The 22,889-nt window shown below is 67.1% G+C and carries 18 protein-coding genes and 4 pseudogenes; 9 read left to right on the plus strand and 13 right to left on the minus strand.

The window, feature by feature from the left end; translation table 11 throughout:
- Nucleotides 1-160 precede the first annotated feature (160 nt).
- Nucleotides 161-910, plus strand: coding sequence for a pyridoxamine 5'-phosphate oxidase family protein (locus OG948_RS55860; RefSeq protein WP_331772761.1), 750 nt, complete (start codon nt 161-163; stop codon nt 908-910).
- Between the two features lie 270 nt (nt 911-1,180).
- On the opposite strand, the gene OG948_RS55865 is transcribed toward OG948_RS55860, so the two are convergent.
- The 5 genes from OG948_RS55865 to OG948_RS55885 all read right to left on the minus strand — a co-directional run bounded on the left by OG948_RS55865 (nt 1,181) and on the right by OG948_RS55885 (nt 6,362).
- Entirely contained in the window at nt 1,181-2,611 is a 1,431-nt protein-coding gene (locus OG948_RS55865) for a S10 family serine carboxypeptidase-like protein (protein ID WP_331772762.1), read from the minus strand.
- Between the two features lie 26 nt (nt 2,612-2,637).
- Entirely contained in the window at nt 2,638-3,996 is a 1,359-nt protein-coding gene (locus tag OG948_RS55870; protein WP_406300786.1) for a phosphatidylserine decarboxylase, read from the minus strand.
- A gap of 376 nt (nt 3,997-4,372) precedes the next feature.
- Nucleotides 4,373-4,687: a hypothetical protein gene (locus tag OG948_RS55875; RefSeq protein WP_331772764.1), complete on the minus strand. Its 315-nt coding sequence runs from the start codon at nt 4,685-4,687 to the stop codon at nt 4,373-4,375.
- A 612-nt stretch (nt 4,688-5,299) separates the two neighbouring features.
- Complete coding sequence (locus tag OG948_RS55880) at nt 5,300-5,752, minus strand: DUF6188 family protein (protein ID WP_331772765.1); 453 nt, start codon at nt 5,750-5,752, stop codon at nt 5,300-5,302.
- Between the two features lie 391 nt (nt 5,753-6,143).
- Complete coding sequence (locus OG948_RS55885; RefSeq protein ID WP_331772766.1) at nt 6,144-6,362, minus strand: hypothetical protein; 219 nt, start codon at nt 6,360-6,362, stop codon at nt 6,144-6,146.
- Nucleotides 6,363-7,604: 1,242 nt separating this feature from the next.
- On the opposite strand from OG948_RS55885, the gene OG948_RS55890 reads away from it, so the two are divergent.
- From OG948_RS55890 to OG948_RS55900, 3 genes and pseudogenes are all read left to right on the plus strand, one after another.
- A complete protein-coding gene (locus OG948_RS55890; protein ID WP_331772767.1) occupies nt 7,605-7,769 on the plus strand; it encodes a hypothetical protein in 165 nt (54 codons plus the stop codon).
- Between the two features lie 495 nt (nt 7,770-8,264).
- Nucleotides 8,265-10,016, plus strand: a complete 1,752-nt coding sequence (locus OG948_RS55895; RefSeq protein ID WP_331772768.1) for a reverse transcriptase domain-containing protein — start codon at nt 8,265-8,267, stop codon at nt 10,014-10,016.
- Nucleotides 10,017-10,129: 113 nt separating this feature from the next.
- Nucleotides 10,130-10,720: pseudogene (locus tag OG948_RS55900) on the plus strand (reverse transcriptase domain-containing protein); the annotation flags it as partial.
- Nucleotides 10,721-11,206: 486 nt separating this feature from the next.
- Here the strand turns inward: OG948_RS55900 and OG948_RS55905 are convergent.
- A pseudogene (locus tag OG948_RS55905) lies at nt 11,207-12,331 on the minus strand (recombinase family protein); the annotation flags it as partial.
- 231 nt (nt 12,332-12,562) lie between these two features.
- Here OG948_RS55905 and OG948_RS55910 point away from each other — a divergent pair.
- Entirely contained in the window at nt 12,563-13,381 is an 819-nt protein-coding gene (locus OG948_RS55910) for a group II intron maturase-specific domain-containing protein (RefSeq protein ID WP_331772769.1), read from the plus strand.
- Nucleotides 13,382-13,511: 130 nt separating this feature from the next.
- On the opposite strand, the pseudogene OG948_RS55915 reads toward OG948_RS55910, so the two are convergent.
- Nucleotides 13,512-14,311 (minus strand): annotated as a pseudogene (locus OG948_RS55915) (IS5 family transposase); the annotation flags it as partial.
- Nucleotides 14,312-14,431: 120 nt separating this feature from the next.
- Here OG948_RS55915 and OG948_RS55920 point away from each other — a divergent pair.
- On the plus strand, nt 14,432-14,767 hold the full coding sequence (locus tag OG948_RS55920; RefSeq protein WP_331772770.1) for a hypothetical protein: 336 nt from the start codon (nt 14,432-14,434) through the stop codon (nt 14,765-14,767).
- A gap of 286 nt (nt 14,768-15,053) precedes the next feature.
- On the opposite strand, the gene OG948_RS55925 is transcribed toward OG948_RS55920, so the two are convergent.
- The 3 genes from OG948_RS55925 to OG948_RS55935 form a co-directional block, all read right to left on the minus strand.
- Nucleotides 15,054-15,629, minus strand: coding sequence for a CS1 type fimbrial major subunit (locus OG948_RS55925; protein WP_406300787.1), 576 nt, complete (start codon nt 15,627-15,629; stop codon nt 15,054-15,056).
- 130 nt (nt 15,630-15,759) lie between these two features.
- A complete protein-coding gene (locus OG948_RS55930; protein WP_406300788.1) occupies nt 15,760-16,077 on the minus strand; it encodes a hypothetical protein in 318 nt (105 codons plus the stop codon).
- 316 nt (nt 16,078-16,393) lie between these two features.
- Nucleotides 16,394-16,696: a hypothetical protein gene (locus tag OG948_RS55935; RefSeq protein ID WP_331772773.1), complete on the minus strand. Its 303-nt coding sequence runs from the start codon at nt 16,694-16,696 to the stop codon at nt 16,394-16,396.
- A gap of 942 nt (nt 16,697-17,638) precedes the next feature.
- Between OG948_RS55935 and OG948_RS55940 the strand changes: the two are divergent.
- A pseudogene (locus OG948_RS55940) lies at nt 17,639-17,809 on the plus strand (ISL3 family transposase); the annotation flags it as partial.
- A 57-nt stretch (nt 17,810-17,866) separates the two neighbouring features.
- Complete coding sequence (locus OG948_RS55945; RefSeq protein ID WP_331772774.1) at nt 17,867-18,304, plus strand: DUF4259 domain-containing protein; 438 nt, start codon at nt 17,867-17,869, stop codon at nt 18,302-18,304.
- A 480-nt stretch (nt 18,305-18,784) separates the two neighbouring features.
- On the opposite strand, the gene OG948_RS55950 is transcribed toward OG948_RS55945, so the two are convergent.
- From OG948_RS55950 to OG948_RS55960, 3 genes are all read right to left on the minus strand, one after another.
- Nucleotides 18,785-21,184 (minus strand): NACHT domain-containing protein, encoded by a 2,400-nt coding sequence (locus OG948_RS55950; protein WP_331772775.1) that lies wholly within the window; start codon nt 21,182-21,184, stop codon nt 18,785-18,787.
- A 68-nt stretch (nt 21,185-21,252) separates the two neighbouring features.
- Nucleotides 21,253-21,720, minus strand: coding sequence for a hypothetical protein (locus OG948_RS55955; RefSeq protein WP_331772776.1), 468 nt, complete (start codon nt 21,718-21,720; stop codon nt 21,253-21,255).
- Nucleotides 21,721-21,886: 166 nt separating this feature from the next.
- The gene (locus OG948_RS55960; protein ID WP_406300928.1) at nt 21,887-22,468 is read right to left on the minus strand and encodes a helicase associated domain-containing protein; all 582 of its coding nucleotides are present in this window, start codon (nt 22,466-22,468) and stop codon (nt 21,887-21,889) included.
- Between OG948_RS55960 and OG948_RS55965 the strand changes: the two genes are divergently transcribed.
- Nucleotides 22,352-22,780, plus strand: coding sequence for a hypothetical protein (locus OG948_RS55965; protein WP_406300955.1), 429 nt, complete (start codon nt 22,352-22,354; stop codon nt 22,778-22,780). The genes OG948_RS55960 and OG948_RS55965 overlap by 117 nt on opposite strands.
- The last annotated feature ends 109 nt before the right edge of the window (nt 22,781-22,889 follow it).

Genomic DNA, 22,889 nt, shown 5'->3' on the forward strand with positions numbered 1-22,889 from the left:
CTGACGAGACGCGTGCGCGTCTGCCCTACGCGCACAGGTCGCCATCGAGAGCAGTGCGTTCGAATGCGCACCGCCGAGGGACACACGGAGCCCGCAGGCCGGGTCAGTGCGAACCGTGCGACCAAGAAGGAATCGCCGAAGGCGATCAATCGGAGGCGTGATGGAGCAGACTTTTCCCTACCCCGACAACTACCCACTCTCCGGCGCCCTCACGGAGCGGATGACCGGGCGTATCCACGGCGACATGGTCACGCACCGACGCTCGACGGTTCACTCGATCCTCCGAGAAGGATTCGTGTGCCACGTCGCGTTCGACTACAACCCGGGATCCGGGCACGGCGACCCCTACCCGATCGCCGTCCCGACGCTGTACGGGTTCGACGCCCTCCAGGAGAGGGTGTACCTGCACGGCTCACCCAACGCACGCCTGTACCAGACGGCCCTCGGGCACGGGGAGGACGGTGTGCCGGTGTGCCTGACGGTCACCCTGGTCGACGGCCTGGCCCTCGAGAGCGTCGCGGCCCACAGCCACGCCTACTACCGCTCGGTTATGGCGTTCGGCAACGCGATCGCGGTGACGAACGGTAGTGAACTCGACGAGCTGGCGACCATGGTCAACCATGTCGTCCCCGGCCGCTGGGATGACACGGTGCAGCCACAACCCACCGACCTGAAAGGTGTGGGAGTGCTGAGCCTGTCGTTGAACGAGGTCTCCGCCAAGGTCGTCGGCATGTCCGCGAGCATTCGCAAGGACGGCGTGTCCTACCAGGAGACCCCGGAACCCCCGCACTGGGCCGGGGATCTACCCATCGGCCAGGCATACGGCCACCCCGTGACACGCACCCCCGACATCGCCCTCCCGGCCTACCTGGACAGCTACCACCGCCCGGCTCGCGAGGGCGACTCCTGACCACACGGGCGACCGTCAAGGAGGTCTCCCTCGCGGCAGGCACGAACCGCGAGGAGCGGTCGACGGCCCGCGAATGGTGCCGGTGCCGTGCGGGCGAGCGCCCGAGCGGCACCGGCACCACGGCCGGGCCATCCGGCTGCGACGGCAGCGGCGGTCGCCCGATCCCGTGACCGGGCGCCACATCGCCGTCGATGAACGCGCACCCCGCCGACGCAAGGCAGCCCGGGACCGTCCTTCACGAACCCGACCGGCCGTGCGCGGGCGTGCCCGTCACGTCTCGTTGTCGGCGTCCTTCCGGGCCTTGTCCAGGATGTTCCGGGCCACGCTCTCGGGGTTCTGGCCGACGAAGGGCCGGTCGAAGAGCCAGTTGTAGAGCATCTCCCGGCAGATCTGCGGCTGGTAGGCCGGTACTTCGTGACCGGAGCCGGGTACGGCGACCTGCGTGACGTTCTTGAGGGTGCGGACGAACCCCTTGGGGTTCCCCTGCGCCTGTTTCCAGATCAGCCGCTCGGCCCCGCGCCAGTCGTCGGGCGGCGTCAGGAGTCCGTCCAGGATCTCCTCGGTGCTCTGATACCCGCAGGCGGTGTCGAAGTTCCCGGTGTAGAGCAGGGTCTTGTAGCCCTTCTCGACGAGCTCGGCGTACCAGGGGGAGGCATCCGCCATGTTGTCGCTTTTCAGCGCCGCGGCCACCGGGCCCGCGTTGTCCGCGCACTGCCAGTCCCGCTCGACGTGCAGGGCCTTCTTGACGTCCGCGCTGTCGAGGTAGGAGCGCAGCGCCCCCATGGACAGGTCGTCCCAGCGTCGTACGTCGTAGACGTCGAAGTTGCCGCCATAGGCCAGGATCGCGTTGATCAGGCCGTTGCCGAGGTCGGTGGCCTGCTTCATCTTCTTGGGGTCCTTGGTCTTCTCCCCGTCCTCGAGGACGTCCTTGAACGTGGCGTAGTGGCGGTACAGGGTGTTCTTCTGGCCGACGCCGATGAACCCGGACGCGTAGGAGTAGTCGATCATGACGCGGACCGACAGTTCCGGCTTGATCCAGCCGTTCCCTACGGCGATCCCCTTCAGTTCGATGTGCTTTCCGGCGTTCTTGGCATTGTTCTCGTCGATCTTCAGGGCGATCGCCGGGACGTACTTGCCCGCGTAGCTCTCACCGCAGACGTACAGGGGGCACTTCGCGTACTCCGGGTACGTGGTGAGGAACTGCTGGAGGGCCTGCCAGAACATCCCGGCAAGGGTTTCCTCGTCCTCGACGTACGTGTCCGGGGTGTCGCAGTAGCTGTATCCGGTGCCGATGGGCTGGTCCCAGTAGACGACATGCGCTTCCTGGTTCCAGGTGTCGGGGCTCACCGACACGGTCCCGACACCGTCGTCGCCGATGCGCAGCGGCCCGTTCTCGATGAACAGTCCCGCCAGGGACGAGGCGCCGGGCCCCCCGTTGAGCCAGATCAGCAACGGCGTGTCGTCGATCAGTTGCTGCTGATCGGTGGCGTCGAGGTTGGGGTCACAGGTCTGGCTTTCGAAGAACCAGTAGAACAGGTGGCTCTTCGCTGAGCCGGGGCCGTCGACGTCCGCGTATCCGGCGTACGAGCGGACCTTCTTGGGAACTTCGCCTTCCTCGTGTTTCGCGGGGTCGGGGTAGAAGTCGATCCTTTGTGTGCCGAGGGTGCCGGCCGGGATCCCGTACACGGGGCTGCGAGACATGGTCCACTTTCCGTTCGGGGTCGAGGTCAGGACGTCGGCGGAACGCGCCGCGGCTCGGGGCGACGGAAGTTCTCGAACAGGCGCTTGGCGCGCTTCGGTTCCTCCAGGACCCCGATGCGTTGCCCCATGAGCAGTTGCAGTGCGGGGAACCGCCCCTTCTCGAACAGGAGGATGTTCAACGACCCGCCGTACTGGAAGCAGCCGATCTCCTCGCCCTTTTCGATCTCGACCGGAGCCGAATTCTTTGTGATGTTCCTGAACTTTTCGAGGAATTGCACGGAACCGATCGAATTGAGGCCGACGGGTACCAGGGCGACGTAGCCGTCGCCGTCCGGCTTTCCCTCGTGGTCCACATACGGTGTCCTGATGACGACGTACCCACGACGGAAATCGGCGAACATGCCGTAGTCGTAGCCGTAGCCCACGTTCCCCTTGTTGACCAGTCCGGGGAAGTCCCGCATTCCGTAGTAGACGCCGCCGATGTTGTCGTGGGCCTCCACCACCTGGCCGCCGACCGGGGCGTGGTAGCGGTGGTAGGTGTCGGGCATCAGGATGCACGACACGGCCGTACCGCCGCCCGGTTTCCCCTCCCGGTCGTGGGTGAAGTGTTTCGCGTACCTGGAGCCGTTGAGCAGTTGATCGACGTTCATGGTCACGGTCTTGACCGGGATCCGCGTCGCGTCCGTCAGCTCGTCGACGATCATGTTGATGACACAGTCGGTCGGGGCGACCACCACTCCGGGGTCGAGCCTGCCGTCGATCGGCCGCGCACCGGGCGCCAGTTCCCTGATGAAGAACTTGTTGAAGGTCGACCAGTCTCCTTTCCGGAAGTCGGCCATCTTCTTCGGCCCGAGTTCCTTGATCCAGCTGTCGACGAGAGATTTCCCCGACTCCGGGTCGTCCATCTGTAGGCCCTGCAGATTCGTGAAGTCGGCCAGCACGTCGCGCCCGGCCCCGGTGGTCACGAAATCCATTCCGGCGTCGTTCTCGTAATTGATCCAACTGAACTTCTCGATGTAGTCCAGCCCATCGTGGACGCCCTGCTTCAGCCCCCATGCGTACCACTCCTCGAAGAAGTTGCACAGGGTGTCGATACTCGCGCCTTGCCAGTCTTTCCAGACCTTGTCCTCCGTGCCTTGCGGGCGCGGCTGCACGCCCTTGATCGCCGCATCGAACTTGGCCTTGAAGTCGCCGGTTCCGTCGTTGTACAGCTTTCTGACGTTCTCGACGAATTTCTCGATGGTCGCCGAGTGCGGGTCGATTTTCGAGCTCACGTCCTGCTTCCTTCCGTGCAGAGGGGCCCTCGGATGCCGCTGCCCCGCACCTTCACTTCCCGCTCCGCCGTGGACGCGCGTGTGGTTGCTCCGTTCACTCGAAACAACCACCCGTATGGATGGGGGTTTCGGGTGGTCCGAATTCGCCTGAACCGAGGCGCAAACGTCACCCGGAACACTCGAACGAGCCCTTGAGGCCGTCAAGTGCTCACCGTGCTGTCCACGACCACCCGGGCCGTCCGACGCGTCTCCACCACTATCCGCGTGGTGGGTTCGCCCGCCGCCCGTGACTTGCACCGCGAACGCCGCGCGGCAAGTCTTCACGGCGTCACCACCTTTGACCTCACCCGGGAGAATCAACGACGTCGGGGCGGTTCCGCGTCGCCTGTCGCGGGACACGGCCGGCACGACACGCTGCAATGGGGGTTTGTGGACCTCGTGAGGCCCCGCCGACCCTGCCGGCAACTCGCATTCCGGCGCGGGCGGTTCACTCGAACGAGGCGAACACGCCCGGATGCCGGGCCCGTGGCGTGGAGTGGAGTGCCGGGGTTCGGCCGAAGGGGGCAACGGCGCGGACGATGATGACGACGAGGACGCCGGGGTCGGCTTCGTGGTGCGTGATGACGCGGGCGAGGGAGACGTCGCGGCGGTCGCGGTCGCCGTGGACGGAGGAGGATCCGTGTTCGTAGGGGTCGTGGCCGGTGGTGCGGGTGGCGGCGGAGCGCACCTCCGTCTGCCGGGCAGCGCTCGGCTTGGCCGGGCCGTCCTCGACCGCGTTGCGGTACCGCACCCGATAACTCACCTCTCGTCCCCAGTTCGACGGGCCTGCCGTCGGCGTGGAACCCCGTGAAGTCACCCGCGCGTACCCGGGCGGAGACCTCCTCGTCCAAGGTGTCCGCCTCGAGCGGCAACGCCCGGTCCGGCAGCGCCCGCCGTTCGATCGGGTCCAACGGTGTGTGCGCCATCGCCTCGTCGAACGCGGCGCGTCGTTCCTCGGGCAGGGCGGCGCGGATCACGGCGAGGGTGTTCGGCAACTCGACGTGCACGCCGCGGACCACGGTGGTGTCCCTCGGCCATCGACAGCCTTCCTCGCCACGATCCGACGGCCCTGGCGGGACATCACGGCGTCGAAGACCGTAGCCGGCGCACGACGCGAATCGGCCGTATCCGGTCTGCCGCCCAGGTCTCGCCGCCGCGCCCGGGTAGTGGACAGCCGGCCCCCGCCTTTCGGCTTCCTGTCCGGTTGTCCTCACGTCTGATGCCGGGTCTCCCGTACCTCGCGGTGTCGTTCGCGTGTGCCGAGGCACGCTGGTTGTCACATCGGCACGATTGTTGTCATCGGGGTCGTCGGCGCGCGGGTTGTTACTCGGCCGAACACTGTCCCGTCGCGTTGTGGATGTCGGATTCTCAGTTCTCAGTGCTTCGCAATCCGATACTGCGGACTCTCACCCGTTCCGGAGCCGGACCGGACGGCGAGGTCTCCGCCGGGCAACGAGACGAAGCGCCATCCTCCCGGTCCTGTGATCTGCCACGCTGCGAACGATGCGTGGGACGGACAGGTCAGATGCGTGCCGCTGTCGAACACCATCCGCAAGGCGCCGGACTTGAACGCGACCGCGGACAGGACCTTCGCTCCGAACAGGGGGAGAGCCGCGGCCACGTCCTGGGACTCCGGTGTCAAAGGCAGGCCGGGATCGGTGCGGAGTGACCCTGTCGAGAGCCGAGTCGGTGCTGCCGGCACGACTTCCCACCCCGCGTCCAGGACGAGGGTCGGCCGAAGGTCGATGCGGATCCCGACAACGCTCAGGCCTCGAAGACCCAGGACCCATCGGTCCTCGTGCTCGACCGGTTCCGCTTCAGGATTCATCACCACACCATGATCCGATCAGTCGCAGGCCCCAAGAGACATTTCTCCTCCTCGGACCGAGTCGTCGATGCCCACGGCCTCCGGAGGTTCCGCAGAAGACCGGCTTCGCTTTCGCGGCGCGCGCAGAACGCCCTCGCGCTCGTGGGCGGATACGTCGCCGCCACCCGGACGACGGAATCGGCCGAGCGGGTCGACAGCCGTCCCGGGTAGCCCATCGGGGAGCGATGCCGCGACGGGGACGATCGCGTGTCGGCGTACACCCCGGTGTGCTCGGTCGGATACGTGGCTACGTGCTCGGCCGCACCGACTTCGACCCGGTGGGGGTGCCGGGACCACCTGACGGCGGCCGACGGGAAGCGCCGCGGCCTTCGAGAGCGTGGGATGGTGGGTGTCAGCCGTGGTCCTCCCACTCCGCTTGGCAGAACCGGGCCCCGCTGACCATGGTGTCTCCGGTTCGGGTGGCTCGTACGTACATGTTGAGGCCGGTCGGGCCGGGATCTCCTCCGCATCCGAAGGCCACGCCCGTCCCACTTTCCTCCAGGTGCCGGATCAGCGTCGCGTCCACGGCCTGAACCGGCATGCCGACCAGCCGGGTTCCCTCGAATTCCACCTGCGGCCCGGTGCGTCCGTCAACGGTGACGGCGCCCAGCGGGGGGCCGGCCGGGGCCGCAGACGTAGTGAGCGGTCACGCCGGCCCGGTCGAACCGGTCGTGGTGCAGGATCCACTATTGCTCCGGCATGATCGAACCGAATTCGAAAGCGGACCCGAAGGGGGCCGGCCGGGCCGCCGCTTGCCGCGCGATGCCAGCCGGCGGGCGTCCGTCGCCACTGTGGTCACCTCGTGGGTGCGGGGAGTGCCGCCCAGGTCCTGGAGCTCGTCCGCCACGGCCTGGGTCTCGTCGCCCCGGGGTCGGTGTACGACCCGCCGCCCTCGGCGAGGTCGACAAGTTCCGGACGGACTTGGGCACGAAGTCGGGAGACGGTTCCAGCCGAATCACGCCGGCGTTGGTGTACGGGTGTGCGAACGCGTCCATGCGGAAGCTTCGGGATGAGGTTCTTCCGCCTGTCCGTGCGCTTCGCCGAAGGGCCAGGACATGGGGCGGGGCCGGTTCCGGCCATTGTTTCCCGAGTCCCGCCCTGGTCACAGGGTCGCCACTAGGGCCTGTATGAAAGTCACATCCATTCGTTGATGGCCGCGATGTGGACGGTGGCCTCATATCGGACTGCGAGCTTGTCGTACCGGGTTGGTGCGCCACGAGGCGCCATGGAATCGAGTGAGGTGAGAGACCTTCACCGCCGGGTTGTCGCAGCAATCCGGCTGAAGCTGGGGGCAGTTCGGCCCAGGGGATGCTGAGCCGAGCGGTAAGCAGCCCCGACAACGTCGGGACGGGCTGGCACTGCCAGACAGCCCGGGTCAGGCTAGCGAGACGGGAAGGTGCACGCGAGAAATCAGTGCTTGACGCCCCGTAATTACGACACCGGCTCGAACCTGGCGGATCTGGGCCGGACGCAGTGCACGACCACCAGCGCTCGTCGGTGGTCGACTCCGAAGCCGACTCGACTTATCGGTGGGGAGGCCACGCCGAAAGCCTGCGGCGTAAGCGTGGCGATGCTGCCGGGGTAGAGCTGGGCATCTCACCCGTCGATCGATTTCGTGGTGAACGTGGGAACTGTCCGCGGTCGCCCTTGCGTCGGGCATCCAGTCCGATCGGGGGCAGGCTCATCGCCGGCTCATGGCCGTCGGGCAGGACGGAGGTTCCGTAGTACTCCGAGGCCGGGAGAGCCGGCCACATGGGGAAGGGAGCCAGCAAGTCAGCAGTAAGGACACTGGAATGCCAGGAGGTTGTCGCCGGTGAATACCGACGAGCTGGAATGGGCCTTGATGAAGGCCGAACGCCGGGTACTGGAGATCCAGACCAAGCTGCACCGTTGGGCTGCTGATGATTCTCATCGCAGGTTCGACGACCTGTTCAACCTCGCTGCGCCACGAAAGCGCCCTGTCATATCCCCGGTTTAGCCGGGAGGAACTCGGAGGAAGGTTCCTGGGTCCGATGGCTAACCTGAATCCGAAAGGTGCAGGGAACAATAGCATGCCAGAAAAGTAACGCTCGTGTTCAGGCGCATGAAACGAGGCGTTGCGGGACCCGCGCGATATGGATAAAGCTTGATTGCCTAGACCTCAATCTCCAGATGGTGCAAGAACACGCCCGCCGGAAATCGCGCCTGATACCGGCGCCACAACCTGCATCGGCATTACGAGGTGGCCGATGCATCCTCCGGGATGTGGAGCGATGCCCAACGAGGGCATTCAAGGAGATGAATGAGGATCCTAAGTCGCACTATTACGTATGACAGGGACGAACGTGGGATCGCCTAAGGGACGCGAGTCCTAAGGTGACAGAGGCCCCGTAGTAGTCGTAGGAGTAACGCCCTACCAAGGGGGACGGGAAGGCCGTCCGCAGGGCCAAGGGGGCCAGGTGATCGGATATTCGAAGACTGGGAGGCATGCGAAATGCAGAGCGCCGAAACAGTACTGGGTATCCTCCGTGATCGCGGTAGGCGTGGCCTGCCGTGCAATGAAATGTTCCGTCAACTGTTCAACCCGCAGATGTATTTGATGGCCTACGGGCGCCTGTACTCCAACCATGGAGCCATGACGCCCGGGGTCGATGGAGAAACCGCAGATGGCATGTCGCTGGCGAAGATCGAAGGCATCATCGATGCTCTGCGTCACGAGCGCTTCCGGTTCAAGCCGGCAAAACGCATCTACATCCCGAAAAAGAATGGGAAGCAGAGGCCGCTCGGCCTTCCTCCGTGGTCGGATAAGCTCGTCGGTGAAGTAATCCGCCTCTTACTGGAGGCATATTATGAGCCACGGTTTTCCGACCACTCACACGGTTTCCGTCCCGGCAGGGGTTGTCACACTGCGCTCAGCGAAGTGGCAGACCTTTGGACCGGCACGGCATGGTTCATCGAGGGTGATATCTCAGACTGTTTCGGGAGCCTTGACCACGAGGTCATGCTCTCGACGCTGGCGGAGAGAATCCACGACAACCGGCTCCTCCGGCTGATCAAACAGATGCTGCAAGCCGGATATCTGGAGGATTGGGTATGGAACGCAACGCTCAGCGGGGCTCCACAGGGCGGTGTCGTTTCGCCGATCCTCTCCAATATTTACTTGGATCGGTTGGACAAGTTCGTCGAAACAGTTTTGATTCCGCAGTACACCCGAGGAGCGAGCAGGGCACTCAATCCTGCCTATGCAAGGGTGCGAATGGCGGCGGTGCGCGCTCGAAGACGCGGCCATACGACCGCGGCACGCGAGTTGCGTGAGCAGTTGCGGGGAACGCCCAGCAGGGATCCTCAGGATCCGGGCTACAGGCGACTCCGCTACTGCCGGTACGCCGACGACACCCTCCTCGGATTCGCCGGACCGAAGGCCGAAGCCGAAGAGATCAAACAGCGTCTGGCGCAGTTCCTTCGAGACGACCTCAAGTTGGAACTGAACCCGGACAAGACGCTGGTCACGCAAGCCCGAACCCGAGCAGCGTCTTTCCTCGGCTACGAGATCACTGTCCAGCACAGCGCGACCCGCCCGTCTGTCAACGGCAGCGTCGCACTGCGTGTCCCACGGCAAGTGATCAAGGCCAAGTGCGTCCCCTACCTGAAGCACGGAAAACCCGAGCGCCGCTCCGAGTTGTTCAATCGTGACGACCTCACGATCGTCAGCACATACGGGGCGGAATACAGGGGGCTCGTCCAGTACTACCTGCTGGCCGGTGACGTCTGGAGACTGAGCCGGTTCAAATGGGTCGCACAGACCTCGATGCTCAAGACACTTGCCGCCAAGCATCGTTCGACGGTGTCGGCGATGGCTCGCAAATACAAGGCCAAGATCTCGACACCGGATGGACCACGGACATGCTACGAGGCCAGCGTCCAACGGGCAGGCAGGAAACCACTGGTCGGAAGGTTCGGCGAAACCCCGCTGAAGCGGCAGAAGAAGGCGGTGCTACAAGACCGCCCGGTAGTCCGGCCCGTTGCCCGCAAAGAGCTGATCACACGGCTCCGCATCGGCAAGTGTGAACTATGTGAGCGGAAAGATCAGGTGGAAGTGCACCAGGTCCGAAAACTCACCGACCTCACCGAGCCCGGACGACCACAGCACCCGTGGGCGCAACACATGGCCAAGAAGCGAAGAAAGACCCTCGTGGTCTGCACCCGCTGTCATGAGGCCATCCATGAGGGGCAACCAACCGCGTAATTCACGGAGTAGTCGCTGGAGAGCTACGTGCACCGAAAGGTGCCCGCGTGGTTCGGACCGGGGGCCGCCGGAGCAGGACCGTGGTGACACGGCACCTCGCCGGCGGCCTACCGGTGTTGGCCGACCCCGCCTTCCTGTTGGTGGCGTGGGACCGAGTCCGGGGAAACAAGGGTGCCCGCACGGCCGGAGTGGACGGGAAGACCGCACGCTCCATCGAGGCCGGGCAGGGAGTCGAGATGTTTCTCGGCAGGCTGCGCACTCAGATGAGAGATCGCAGCTTCCGACCGGTTCCCGTCCGTGAGCGGATGATTCCCAAGGCGAACGGCAAGCTTCGTCGTCTTGGGATTCCGACCGTGGCGGACCGGGTGGTCCAGGCGTCCTTGAAACTGGTGCTGGAGCCGGTGTTCGAAGCGGATTTCCTCCCGTGTTCCTATGGGTTCCGCCCGAACCGCCGGGCTCATGACGCGATCGCCGAGACTCGCTATCTCGCCAGCCACGGATATGAGTGGGTGGTGGAGGGCGACATCACGGCGTGCTTCGACGAGATCTCGCACCCGGCTCTCATGGAACGGGTGGGGAATCGAATCGGGGACAAGCGGGTGCTGTCTTTGGTGAAGGCGTTCTTGAAGTCTGGGATCTTGTCCCGGGACGGAGCCTTCACGGACACACGCACTGGAACCCCGCAGGGCGGGATCCTGACTCCTCCCGCGCAATAGGTAACCCGGGGTGGGGTCGGGGCTGCCGGCTGGGATCGAGTGTCTGATGGTGACCTTCTCGGGGCCGATGAGGACCTCGCGGACCAAGAGTCGGACCACTTTCCGGCGTTCGAGGATGTCGGCGGTGGTGGCCTTCTCGCGCAGGCGGGCGAGGAAGCTCTGGAGGCTCTCGGCGAGCTTGAGTAAGCTCTGGCGGTCGACCGACTGGGCGGCGAGGGCCTCCAGTTGGGTGCGTTGGGCGGTTTCCCGGGCGCGCAGGGCAGGGACGCGGGAGCGGAGTTCGGCCAGGGACAGGAGTTGTTCCTGGTATGCCTCGATCAGCCGGGTGATGGCGATGGTGGTCTTGGCCAGGGCCCGTTCCAGGCGGGCTCGCTGGGCGGTGCCGGGGTCGCCGGCCCGCATCCGGGCCAGGCGCCGGTCGAGCTCCGCCTGAATCAGTGCGGGTGTGGAGACGAGGGCGATCACCTGGTTCCAGACCAGGTCTTCGAGGCGGTCGGCGCGCACGGGGGTGTTGGTGCAGACCTTGCCGTGCTCATAGCGCCAGGCGTCCGAACCCAGGCATCGGTAGTAGCTGATCCGCTTGTTGGTGGTGCGCGTCGAGGTGCGGTAGTAGGCATAGCCGCAGGTTGCGCAGGACACCAGGCTCTGCAGCAGATAGGGGGTCTTGCTGTTGCGAGGGGCGAACCGGGCGTTGTCGGCCAGGCGCCGTTGGGCCAGGGCGAAGACCTCCTCGGTGACCAGCGGCGGGACCGGGATCTCGATCCACTCCTCGCGGGGACGCTCGCGCACCACGGTGGGGCTGTTGGGGGTGGTGCGGCCCTGCAGGCGGGCGGCGCGGTTGAGGACCGCGGTGGCCTCGACGCGCATGGTCTTGGCGAAGGCCGCGCGCCCCGCGTAGGCCGGGTTGCGGAGCATGGCCCAGACCGTCGAGCGGTCCCAGCGCTGTTTGCCGGTGCGGGTGAGTGTGGTGGTGTCCTCGGTGAGCCGGCGGGTCAGGTCGGCCAGCGTGCTGCCTTCGTACGCGTAGCGGCGGAAGACCTCGGCGACCGTGGCGGCCTCGTGCTCGACGATCTCGTAGAGGGCGTCGGCGTGTTCGCCGCGGCGGATGTAGCGGTAGCCGTAGGGGGCGCCGGAGAGCACGTTGACGGTGCCGGTGCGGGCGCGGTGGGCCTTGCCGCGGCGGGTGCGCTCGGCGATCTGGGCCCGCTCGTATTCCGCGATCATGCCTTGGAACTGCACCAGCAGCACGTCCTCGGGGTTGTGGGTGCTGGGGGCCTTGACGAAGCGAACCTCGGTGCCGACCCGGGCCAACTCCTCGATCAGCAGGGCCTGGTGGGCGTACTTGCGGGCCAGACGGTCCGCCGAGTGGCACAGCACCACGTCAACCGGCACCTGCGCGATCAGGTCGCGCAGCCTCTCCAACTGGGGTCGTACCAGCGTCGCCCCCGAGAAGCCGTCGTCGGCGAAGACCCATTCCTCGGGCACGTCGAGCCCGAGCCGTTCGGCGTGCGCGCGCAGCCCGGCGAGCTGGGAGCCGATCGTCTCCTGTTCCTTCTGCTTCGCCGAGGAGACCCGGGCATACAGTGCCGCACTGGTCATGACTGTCACCTTCCGCACCGCTGGGCGCCGGGATCCGTCCCCGCCGTTCGGGAACCAGGCACAGGTAGGCGCCGGCCAACTCGGCCGCGCCGAGACGATCGAAGAGATACTCGGCCTCGGCCCTGCGCTCGGTCATCACCGCACCCGCCCACACCCCACCCGGCGTCGCTGAGCGGAACGGGCACGTCCGGCACCCCGGCGAGCAGCCGTACTACGAACGTAGCGCCGAACATGTCAGCCGTCCCCCTTCCGGCGGGACTGTTCCAGCCGACGGAACGTCAGAACGGCATCGAAGTCGAAGTTACCTACTGCGTGGGAGGAGTCCTGTCGCCGCTGCTGGCCAACATCGCGCTCTCGGTCCTGGACGAGCACATCGCCCAGGCCCCCGGAGGACCTGACAGCACCTCCGAGGATCGGCGCAGGAGACGGCGTCGGGGATTGTCCAACTACCGGCTGGTCCGGTATGCGGATGACTTCCTCATGCTCGTCTTCGGGCGCCGTGAGCATGCCGAGGAATTACGCGATGAGGTCGCGGAGGCGTTGAAGCCAATGGGCCTTCGCCTGTCGGTGGAAAAGACAAGGATCACGCACATTGACGAGGGCCTGGATTTTCTCGGATGGCGCATCCAGCGTCACCGTAAGCTGGGCACTGACCGGCAGTACATCTACACCTATCCCGCACGGAGATCAGTGCGTTCCGCGACGGGCAAGGTGAAAGAATTGACCGGACGGCAGAACGTCGGCTTGTCGCTGGAGTCCTTACTCCACCGGCTGAATTCGGTGTTGCGAGGATGGTGCGCGTACTTCCGCCCCGGAGTGTCGAACGTCGCTTTCTGTTACCTCAGTCACTATACGTGGATGAGGGTGACACGATGGATCCGACGCAAGCATCCCGGGATCACTTGGAAGCAGCTCCGCCGACGCTATTACGGCGGTGGCTGGTGGCCTGCCACGGAGGAAGCGGAACTGTTTAACCCGGCAAAGGTAAGCACGACCAGATACCGATACCGGGGAACACTCATTCCGGCCCCGTGGTCCACTACGGCATGAGGAACTGAACACCCCGAAACGGGATTTGTGGAGAGCCCGGTGCCCGGAGACGGGCACGCCGGGTTCGGGAGGCGGCTCGGGGAAACCCTCTGGTGGAAACACCAGCAGGGCGCCCTGAGTCGACCTCACCGACAGCCCGGTTCCTCTTGAGGCGATTGATGCCGCATTCGACCGCGTGGCGGGCCTTGTAGTCCTCCGGGTCGAAGGCCGGTGGTCGACCGCCCCTTCGTCCTCGCTTGAGGCGGTTGCGGACCTGGTCGTCCTTCTCCGGGATGGTGCACGCGATCCTGCGGCGTCGCAGCAGCGCGCGGTTGGCCCGGGAGCTGTAGGCCTTGTCACCGCGTACCCGGTCGGGTCGGGTGCGCGGCCGGCCGGGCCCGGTCCGGGGCACCCGGATCGCCGCGAGGACCGCCGCGAACTGCGGTGAGTCGCCGCGTTGCCCGGCGGTGACCACGATCGACAGCGGCTTCTGTCCCTGCTCGCACGCCAGGTGGATCTTCGTCGTCAGCCCGCCGCGCGAGCGCCCGAGGGCGTGATCGCGCGGCTCGACGACGAAGCCGCCGGGCGGTTCCCGTTGCAGATCCCCCTTTTACGGGCACCGGCGGCGTGCTGGTGCGCGCGGCAGATCGCGGAGTCCACGTCGACCTCCCAGGTGATCAATCCGTCGGCGTCCGCGCGGGCCTGGAGCCGTTCGAGGACGTGTTTCCACGTGCCGTCCCGCTGCCACCGTCGGAACAGGCTGTACACACTCGACCAGGGGCCGTACCGCTCGGGCACGTCCCGCCACGGCGCCCCGGTCCGAACTCGCCACCGGATCCCGTCGATCAGGTGCCGCCGTGTCCACGGCGTGGGCCGACCCGGCCTTCGCGGTATCGGCAACAACGGTTCCAGCAACGCCCATTGACGTTCCGTCAGATCTCCCCGACTCACCCCAAGATCATCCCAGAGCAAGATCCACTTTCATACAGGCCCTAGCGTGACGGCTGGAGATCTTCTCCACGAGGCAAGGGGTGGGGCATGGCAGCTTTCCGCGCGCGTGTGAGGGTTCGGATGGGACAGCCCGGCCAGGCGGTGTTCACGACGAACGGGCCGACGGACGCGCAGATGCCGCCCGGCTGGGTCGCCCCGCTGGACGAGGTGGGCCGGTACTCGATCGGGTTCATGGTGCCGATCTTCGACCCGGCCGTGGCCCCGATCGTCCAGGTGTACCCGGATATCCCGGGCATTCAGGTGTCGATCGGGGCCCTTCACAGCATCGGTGTCCCCGAGGGCACGGGCTACCAGGCACGGTTCGAGTTCCACGTGCACTTCACCGTCGTCACCGCGGACGGTCCGGTGCCCCGGGACATCGGCTTCATCGTGGGCATCTGGTACCCGGTCGACTGAGAACGGGACCAAGTGGTGGGCGCACGACCGTTCCCGGGGCGTGGCGTGATCGGGCGTCGGCGCAGGTCGGGTTCCTCGGGGGAGTCGCCCGTGGTTCGGTCTGCGTAGTCGGCGTGGGCGTGTTCGACGGGTTCGGGCGCCGAGGCTGCGGCTTGGTCGTCTTCGGCGAGCGCCCGGCGGGACGAGGCCACCGCGCGCCCCGGGAGCCATCGACCGGGAGCCGGCCGGGAGGATGTCGTGCCCGGCCGGCACCGAGAAGGCCGTGGTGTGTGGTTCCGGTTTCCGTCTACCGAGGGATGGCGTCGAAGATCACCACCGGGGTGGCCGTGTAGAGCCCGGTTTGGGTCGCGGTCGGTTTGGTGGCGGTGATTACCAGGTCGGCCCGCATTCCGGCGTTGGACTCCGTGTCGCCCACGACCTCCTGACCGGTTCCGGTCAGCGTCACACCGTTGAAGGTGTAGGTCAGCGCGATGGTGTTCGACCCGTTGAAGACCGGCCGGGGGTCCGCTTCGACGTAGGCGCCGACGGAGTCCGAAGTATGGCGGGGTCGGATGGCGCCGGCTTCGTCCCGGGTGTGGGTCAATTCGAGGCGGCCGTCGGGGGAGGCCGTGTCGACGAGGCCGGGGAGGGCGGCGGCGAGTTCCGCGGCGAGGTCGTCGGGCTCGCGGTCGAGGGATGCGGCGGCTCGGGCGAGTTGGTCCTGCCCGATGGCCCGGGTGAGCTGTTCGGCCGTTACGGGCTCGTTGGGCTCCGGGCTGATCCAGGACCGCAACTGCGGTTCCAGGCCGATGTCCGAGAGGTTCTTCACGGCGATCGACAGGGTTGTCGGCGCCGGCGCGCCGTCATTCACGGAATCGGTCATCGTGGGCCCTACCTTTCCCATTGCCCGGCCTCCGGGGAGCGTTCTCTCCGGTGTCCTCCGAACTTCGGACGGGTGACGGTGGCGCGTCGGGTGCGGCTTCGTCGGCTGCGGCGAGTGTGTGGTACACCGACTACGGGATGTCCGGTGTGGCGGCGGTGATTTCGTCGGCGGCGATGCGGGCTTCGGCATCGATGCCGGCGGTGCCGGCGGCGCGGTTGCCGTAGCCGCGGTGGATGACCAGGAGTTGGTCCTTGGTGCCGTTCCTGTCGCGGTAGGCGACGGCGGCGGGTCCGGCGCCGCTGCGGTGGCTGGGGAACACGGCGTCGGGGGTCCAGGTGCCGCCGTCGAAGCGGGTCCAGAACAGGTTGTCGTCGCCGCCGCCGTGGCTGCGGTGGATGCAGTACAGCTTGTTCTCGAACACGGCCATGCCCGGGCCGTCCAGGCTCATGTGGGCGGGGAAGTAGGCGTCGGGTGTCCGGGTGTTGCCGTCGTAGTTGGTGTGCCACAGATTGACGTCGCTGGAGGTCGCGGGTCCGGGCTACCGGCCTTGGCTCCGCTGTACCTCGGACATACGGGTCTTGCCCGAGGTCGGAACGCGAAAGCGGAAGCCGCGCCGTCGAAAAAGCCCTCCGGGGCCTTCGGGCCCAACGCCTCGTACCCCTTCAAACACCGCTACCGGCCGTGCCCGGCGAATGTCGCCGGCCACGGCCGTCCGTCTCGGTGTCCGCCCTGTGTTCGTCATCGTGGCCTGGTGTGGACGTCCGTCAGACGGTGGTGGCGATCCAGCCGACGGTCTCCGTCGTGTGCAAGCCGTCGGACTTGGCGGTGGCGGTGGCGTATACCTCGTTGAGGCGGATCAGGAAGCCGTCCTTGGTCACGTTGGCGATCCTGAGGCCGGGCGTCTGCGGTCCGTTGAAGGTCTGCACTGCGGGGATCACGATGACCGTCGTGCCCGCGGGGAAGGGTGTCGGGAAGGTGACACGCGTGAAGGTCGACGTGTCACCGCCGATCTCCGCCAGCGGGCTCTTGGAGTCCAGGTCCAGTACGCCGGTCTGAAACATGCTCATGCCAGGTCCTCCCCATGTACGGCTACTTCGATTGCCCGACGAGCAGGGACCAAACCACCGCGACTCGCGCGACGACTGCCCATGCAAGCCCGACAACTGGGCGAGATCCGCCCTCGCAGAGGCATTACCCATACGGCCCACGGAGCAAAGGAAACGCAACTCTTACGGGGTACTAAGTGTGATGAACGCCAGAGTGTGGCTCGCCGCCCTGCCGCCAAAACCTCACCGCCCCCACCACTACAGCGCCGCCCGAGCCCACAGGCTCGCGCGCATCCACGCCTTCCCGGGCGACGGCCGGCAGGGGTGGGCACGTCCAGGAGTTCGCGCGGCGCGGGCACCAGGACGAACCGCGGCGTGGGGTACTCGACGGCGGTTTCCCCACCCGGGTGCGGCACGGACTCCCGCCCGTCGCCGAGCACTTGGAACAGTCGTGCCGCCAGACCGCGTCGGCGGCCCGATCCGGGATCCGGTCCATACCGTTCAGCGTCGCAGAACCGTCTCGCGTAGTCCGCCGGTTGTGCGAGGGATTGTGCGACCCGAACTCGGGGTGATTCGGGCACGCTTCACGTCGCCAGGAGGTCTGTCTCATCCGACCGATTGAGCGAGCGACGTGGGCGCCGGTCGACGCTCGAGATCGTCGGTTGTGCCTTTCCGGCTCATCCGGGCTTGGCCTCTCGGTTGCCGGATGGCGCACGCGATAAGGCCGTTCGGGTTGCTCGGTGTGCACGGGTGCCGGCGGTGGGGAGGGGCAGGTGGATTCGCTTCCTCTGTGCCCTGGAGTATGTGATGCCCGTACGAAGCCGTGTTGCGGCCCTTGCTCTTGTTCTCCCGGTCGGTTTGCTGGTGCCGGCCGGACCTGCCCGGGCCGAGCCGACCGCGAGCGTCGGGGTCGACGGCGCGGAGCTCGTCGGGGGCAATGACGACCTGCCCAAGCTGCACGGCTTCGCGGCCGGCCTCGAACGCGACCTTGCCGCGGTCACCGCAGGACTCACCCTGCCGTGGAGTTCCGGTGTCGTCGAAGGCCACGTGAACCGGATCAAACTGCTCAAACGCCAGATGTTCGGCCGAGCAGGCTTCGACCTGCTGCGCAAGCGCGTCCTGCTCGCACAGTGATCAACGTGTCCGCGGGTCCTGCAAAGATCACCGCCGAAGGCGATCCGAGGAGAACATGTGGGTACTTGGGACACCGGTCCGTTCGACAACGACACGGCTGCGGACTTCTCCATCACGCTGGACGAAGCCCGACTGGAGGAACGCGAGTCAATCGTCCGGGGCGTCCTCACGCGCACCATCACGGCCGACGGCTATCTCACCGAACCAGAAGAGGCCATCGCCGCCGCCGCGCTCATCGCCGCGCAATGCCCCGGCGGACAGCCCGTCGACCCGATCTACGGTCCCGACGAACCCATGCCCACGTTCGCCGTCGAGCTTCGAGCTCTGGCCGTCGAAGCCCTCGAACGCATCGTCAACGACGAAACCGGCCTTGTCTCGAACCGGGTCACCGCAGCCGACGCACGAACATGGCTCGCCGGATTCCGGGACCTCGGCAACGTGCTGGTCTCACCACTACCGTCGATGGACGTCCCGCTCTTCGACCTACCGATGTGACGCTCCGCCACGGCTCCACAGAATCCGAGCCAGATCCGCTGGACGTGGACACAGCCTGGACACAGCCGGCCCCCCGTCCGTGACCCGGTCGACGACCAGCCGGTCCCGGGCGGCGTTCACCGTGGCCGGCAGCTTCTCCCTCGCCCCGTCCGGGAGTACCTTCGGATGCCGACGGTGCGGCCCCGAGGGCGCGAGCGGGTTGGTGGGCAGCGTGTTCCTCACGTTCCCGAGGAACGAGCGGCGCTTTTCCACCCGCGACGGCAGCCGGGACGTGTCGAGTCTCTTGGCGAGTTCACCGTTCACGCCGAGGGAGACTTGGTGCGGGTACAAGCCCCTCAGGCAGACCGCCGCGGTCGACAGCGCGGACCGTCCGTAGGGGCGCGCCCCACGTGCCTATGCGGGGCTGGGTGGCCTTTATGTGCCTGCGTGGAGCTCGTTGTCGGATGGCGATGTCGCGTTTGCCGGGCTCGCGCACTCGGGTCAGTGGAGCGGCCGCTCGTGCGCGGGTGGCGGGTTCCGTCGTTGGGCACGGCGGGTGGGCGTCCGAGTGTCCGAGCGTGGACCCATTTCGGCCAGGGCGTGGGCGGCCCAGACCTGGATGGAGTCTCTCGCCTGGAGGGATCCGGTGAGTTCCGTCAGCAGGGTCCCGGCGGCGTGTGGGTCGAGTCCGGCGAGGCCTTCGACCGCCCAGCGGTACTCGAAGGTTCCCGGGTCGTGACGGGGAACTGCGGCGTAGGCGATCAACACGCCGACACCGATGGCGTGTCTGCGATACAACTCCATCCCGGCCAACACCTCCATCGCCCTCATGCGGTGCCAAGGACCGACTCCGGCGTCGTCGGCGAGACGCATGAGGGCGAACGCCCCTTCGATGGAATCCGTCGTGAACAGGGTCTCGGCGGCCCGCAGGCGTTGGTCAGCCTGGACGGACTCGTCTTTGACAAGCCGGATCAGCCTCGGGATCTCCGCTCGGCGCCGGTGCTCGGCGACGAGCCACTCCTGCAGGGCCTGGTGACGGAACTGGTAGGTGCGTCCCGTCACGCGCAGCAGACCGGCCTGGTGCGCCCACGCCAGGAAGTGGGCAGGCCGCAGTGGAAGCGTTCCCCGGGCCCGCCCGACCGCGACGCACACCATGTAACGCACCCAGGCGCGGCTCGCGACGAACGGCGCGACGAATGCCAACAGCCCGATTCCCCGGTACGAGAGCGCGACCCATGGGACGGTGGCTATGAGGACGACCGCACTGACCAGGGCGTCTTGGCGCAGCGGATCGGTCGGTCGCAGCATCGGCAGCGCATCGGTTCCCTTGAGCGTGAGCTCCGCCAGGTCCATGAGTAGGAGCAGCACGAAAAGGACCAGCCACATCAGCATCAGGAACAGCCCGAGCATGACCGTTAGAGCCAGCCAGATCGTGGCCACGTCGAGCCATGTCGTGGCGAGCGACAACGCCCACCCGCCCACAGCCCCGACTGCTCCGAGAGCGCCGAGTACGAAGGCGAGTCGCACGTATCGTTCCGTCCGGTGGCCGTCTCCGCGGATTGCCGCCCGACATTCCCGGCTGAGCATTCGGCGTGCCAGCCGCCAGAACTCCCCCCTCGTGATGCGTCTGCGTACCCAGCGGAGCGGCTCCACGGCCCTGCCCGTGCAGAGGCAGCCCCAGAGCACACCGTTGCCGAGGCCCAGGCACGCCAGGAACGCGGCGTCCCTTCCGGAGTGCACGTCGCCGGTGTACGCGAGGAAGGGCATCGCCCCGACAAGGACCACGAAGAGGTAGTGGAGGGCCCACACCCGCTTTCGCCCCACGACGAGCGGCAGCCGATGAAGCACGATGTCGTCGCCCGGAACACTGTCGTCGTCCGGGTGGGACGAGTGCGCCGCAAGCGAGGACAGCCATTTCACGGTGTGTTGCGCGTCGTAGCGCCGGTGTGGATGGGCTTCCAGCGCGACGGGGATCAGCCTTCCCATCAACGCGTTGTCGATTGTGCCGGGGCCCTCCGGGGCGAGCAGGTCGCGTGGATCGCGCCCGCCCGAGTAGACGGTGGCGGCCAGGTACAGACGCCAGGGCGTGGACAGCGTCCCGGTGGGAAGCGTGTGCAGGTTGTCGATCACCTCGGCCCACGCGCGCCTCTCCTCGTCGGACCGTGCGGCGACGGTCTGTTCGAGGTAGGCGCGGATCTGTGAGGTGTCGAGTTCCTCGACGGCGGCGACGGCTGCGGCGCTCAGCCCCCCGTGCTCACGGCTCAGCCGCTCGTAGGTCTCGGTCCGGCAGGTCACCACCAGGGGCGTCGTGCCGCGCAGGCCGTGATAGCGGTTGATCTGTTCCAGGGCCCGCGCCGCTCGCGTGGACGAACCCTCTTCGCCGTCCATCTCGTCGAGCCCGTCCAACACCGGCAGGACCAGCCTTTGGCCGACCAGCGCTCGGGCGGCGCGCGCGCCGGTGCCGTACGTGTCGGCGATCTCGCGCACAAGCCAGGCTTCCAGCGAGATGTCCGGGTTCCACTTGGCGAGCGAGAGCCGCACCGGGACGGCCTGCTCCGGCAGCCGGCGCTCCAGGAGCGACAGCAACAGTTCCAGCGCCAGAACCGTCTTGCCCGCGCCTGCGGCCCCGGTGACCACCATCCGCCGCTCCGGAAGACGCAGATAGGCGTCCGCGAGCGCTCCCGAGGTCCCGGGTACGGGATCGCCGGGCCCTCGGAAGAGCGTGACCCGCACGGTGAACGACACCTCGGCGGCGGTTGTGCTCGGCCCCAGCAGCCCGCTTCGCGCCGAGCGTTCCACGACGGCGACGCTGCGGGCCAGCAGCTCGGCCTGCCGCAGCAGTGCGGCCGAGGCGGGCTCGGTGTGGTAGGAAATGACCGTGTGGGCCCGGCCGATGGCCAAACCCCCGTGGGAAGCTGTAATGGCCGTATGGGCATTGATGTGCCCAGTCTGTCTGTCGCCGGGTGCGCTCAGCTGCGATGCGGGCCCGGCGACGGAGGGTTTTCCAGGTTCACCGTGCCGATCGCCCACGCGGCTGCCGAGCCGCCCTCGGCGGTGATGCCCACGTTCCCGCCCACGGCGACACCACCGTCGCCGGCCCGGACCCGGGCGCCTGTCGACCCCATCAACTCGCGCAGGCCCTCGGCCAGCCTTTCGCGCTCGGACCCCTCGACGTTCTCCAGAAGATCCTCGAATCGCCCCTGCCACACCGCGCCCACCCGGGCCCGAACCCGTTCGACATCCGCCGGTTCGGCCGCCTCCACCTCGGCCCCCGAACGATCCAGACGCGCCAGCACGATGGTCGTCTCCTGCTCGTCCCCGCGCCCGAAGAGCCGACCCACGCCTTCCCGAAACGCGAGCCAGGCGTCCGTGCCCGCGGCGGCAGCCACCGCTGCGCCCGATGCCGAAGCCAACGCCAACAACGACTCCGCCAACATGCCGCTCCCTCCGCGAACGAAAGCTATCGAACACTCAGCCTACGCAGGCAACCACCCCACCGTCGGAAAACCGCGAACCCACGACCCAAAGCGTGCCCGGCACGGAACAGCGGGCGTGCGGCCGCTTGTTCCCGAACTCCCGAGGCGCCGTCGCTCCCGGCAGGGATCACCATGTTGTCGGTGCGTTTGCCGTTCCACAGCTGGTGCCGGAGCTTGAACCCGGTCTTCTCCATCTACTGCGCCTCGTCACACACCACGATCCTGAACTTCTCGGCGCCCGAGCCGAGTTCCGCTCCGTGAGTCGAACTCCGCGCGACCCGCGCCGCCGACGTGAATGCTGATGGCGCGAGAAGTCGTCGCCGGTGAGAACGTGGGGAACCCGCGTCCCGGAGTACCCGTCTTGTGCACGGTCACGAAAGTGACCGTCGGCGGCTGATCGGGGGGCATGGTTTTCCTCCGATCGGTCGGTGTTCCACACCATCCCCAGCCGCTTGAGCAACTCGATTCGATGCGGGGTGATCGACCCGGCCGCCCGGGCTCGTCGCTGGTCCCCGACCCATTGCCCGATCGGGTACGAGGTCCCGGTGTCGGTGTCGTAGTCGATGCTCTCCAGCGGCACCCGCAGGTTCCCGTGGGCGGCGTGCCGGCGTTTGGCTGCGTGGTAGCCGCGGCGCCAGTCGCGCTGTTCGGGGTTGATCACGCGCAGGTTGATGAAGTCGCGCAGGAGCGCGGGGTCGCGGTCGGTCATGAACCGCATGAGGAACCGCTCCTCGACACCGGCGGGGTCGCTCTCGCCGTCCTCACCGAGCTCGCCATCGCCCTGGGCACCTCGACCCGTTCCGGCCTGGGCCGCTCGCTCAGCCTGCTCACCGGCCCCGACCTCACCGAGGTCGACGAGGTCAGGGCGTGGCTGGACTACCACGACGCGCCGATCACGCCCGGACGCATCGCCACCGTCACCGTGTCCGTCACGCTCCCCGAGAACGCGATCCCCGGGCCCGTCACCGTCGAACCGATCGGCGGCTCCGGCCTGGAACGCACCCCTGCACCGGCACCCTGAGCCGACCGAAGGCCCCTGCGTTTCGCGCTGTTCGGGGATGGGACCGGTCTTCCCGTAGAACTCGGTCAGGAACGCCTCGATCTCGGCCGCCGTGCGCGCCACCGGCTCC

Source organism: Embleya sp. NBC_00888, from assembly GCF_045207655.1.
Lineage (GTDB): Bacteria > Actinomycetota > Actinomycetes > Streptomycetales > Streptomycetaceae > Embleya.

What these genes read in the sequence shown, in the direction of transcription:
- OG948_RS55865 (WP_331772762.1), bottom strand. Translation starts at nt 2,611, where the DNA reads ATGTCTCGCAGCCCCGTGTACGGGATCCCGGCCGGCACCCTCGGCACA.
- OG948_RS55930 (WP_406300788.1), bottom strand. Translation starts at nt 16,077, where the DNA reads ATGAGCCTGGACGGCCCGGGCATGGCCGTGTTCGAGAACAAGCTGTAC.
- OG948_RS55910 (WP_331772769.1), top strand. Translation starts at nt 12,563, where the DNA reads ATGTCAGCCGTCCCCCTTCCGGCGGGACTGTTCCAGCCGACGGAACGT.
- OG948_RS55880 (WP_331772765.1), bottom strand. Translation starts at nt 5,752, where the DNA reads ATGAATCCTGAAGCGGAACCGGTCGAGCACGAGGACCGATGGGTCCTG.
- OG948_RS55920 (WP_331772770.1), top strand. Translation starts at nt 14,432, where the DNA reads ATGGGACAGCCCGGCCAGGCGGTGTTCACGACGAACGGGCCGACGGAC.
- OG948_RS55960 (WP_406300928.1), bottom strand. Translation starts at nt 22,468, where the DNA reads ATGACCGACCGCGACCCCGCGCTCCTGCGCGACTTCATCAACCTGCGC.
- OG948_RS55895 (WP_331772768.1), top strand. Translation starts at nt 8,265, where the DNA reads ATGCAGAGCGCCGAAACAGTACTGGGTATCCTCCGTGATCGCGGTAGG.
- OG948_RS55955 (WP_331772776.1), bottom strand. Translation starts at nt 21,720, where the DNA reads ATGTTGGCGGAGTCGTTGTTGGCGTTGGCTTCGGCATCGGGCGCAGCG.
- OG948_RS55860 (WP_331772761.1), top strand. Translation starts at nt 161, where the DNA reads ATGGAGCAGACTTTTCCCTACCCCGACAACTACCCACTCTCCGGCGCC.
- OG948_RS55925 (WP_406300787.1), bottom strand. Translation starts at nt 15,629, where the DNA reads ATGACCGATTCCGTGAATGACGGCGCGCCGGCGCCGACAACCCTGTCG.
- OG948_RS55935 (WP_331772773.1), bottom strand. Translation starts at nt 16,696, where the DNA reads ATGAGCATGTTTCAGACCGGCGTACTGGACCTGGACTCCAAGAGCCCG.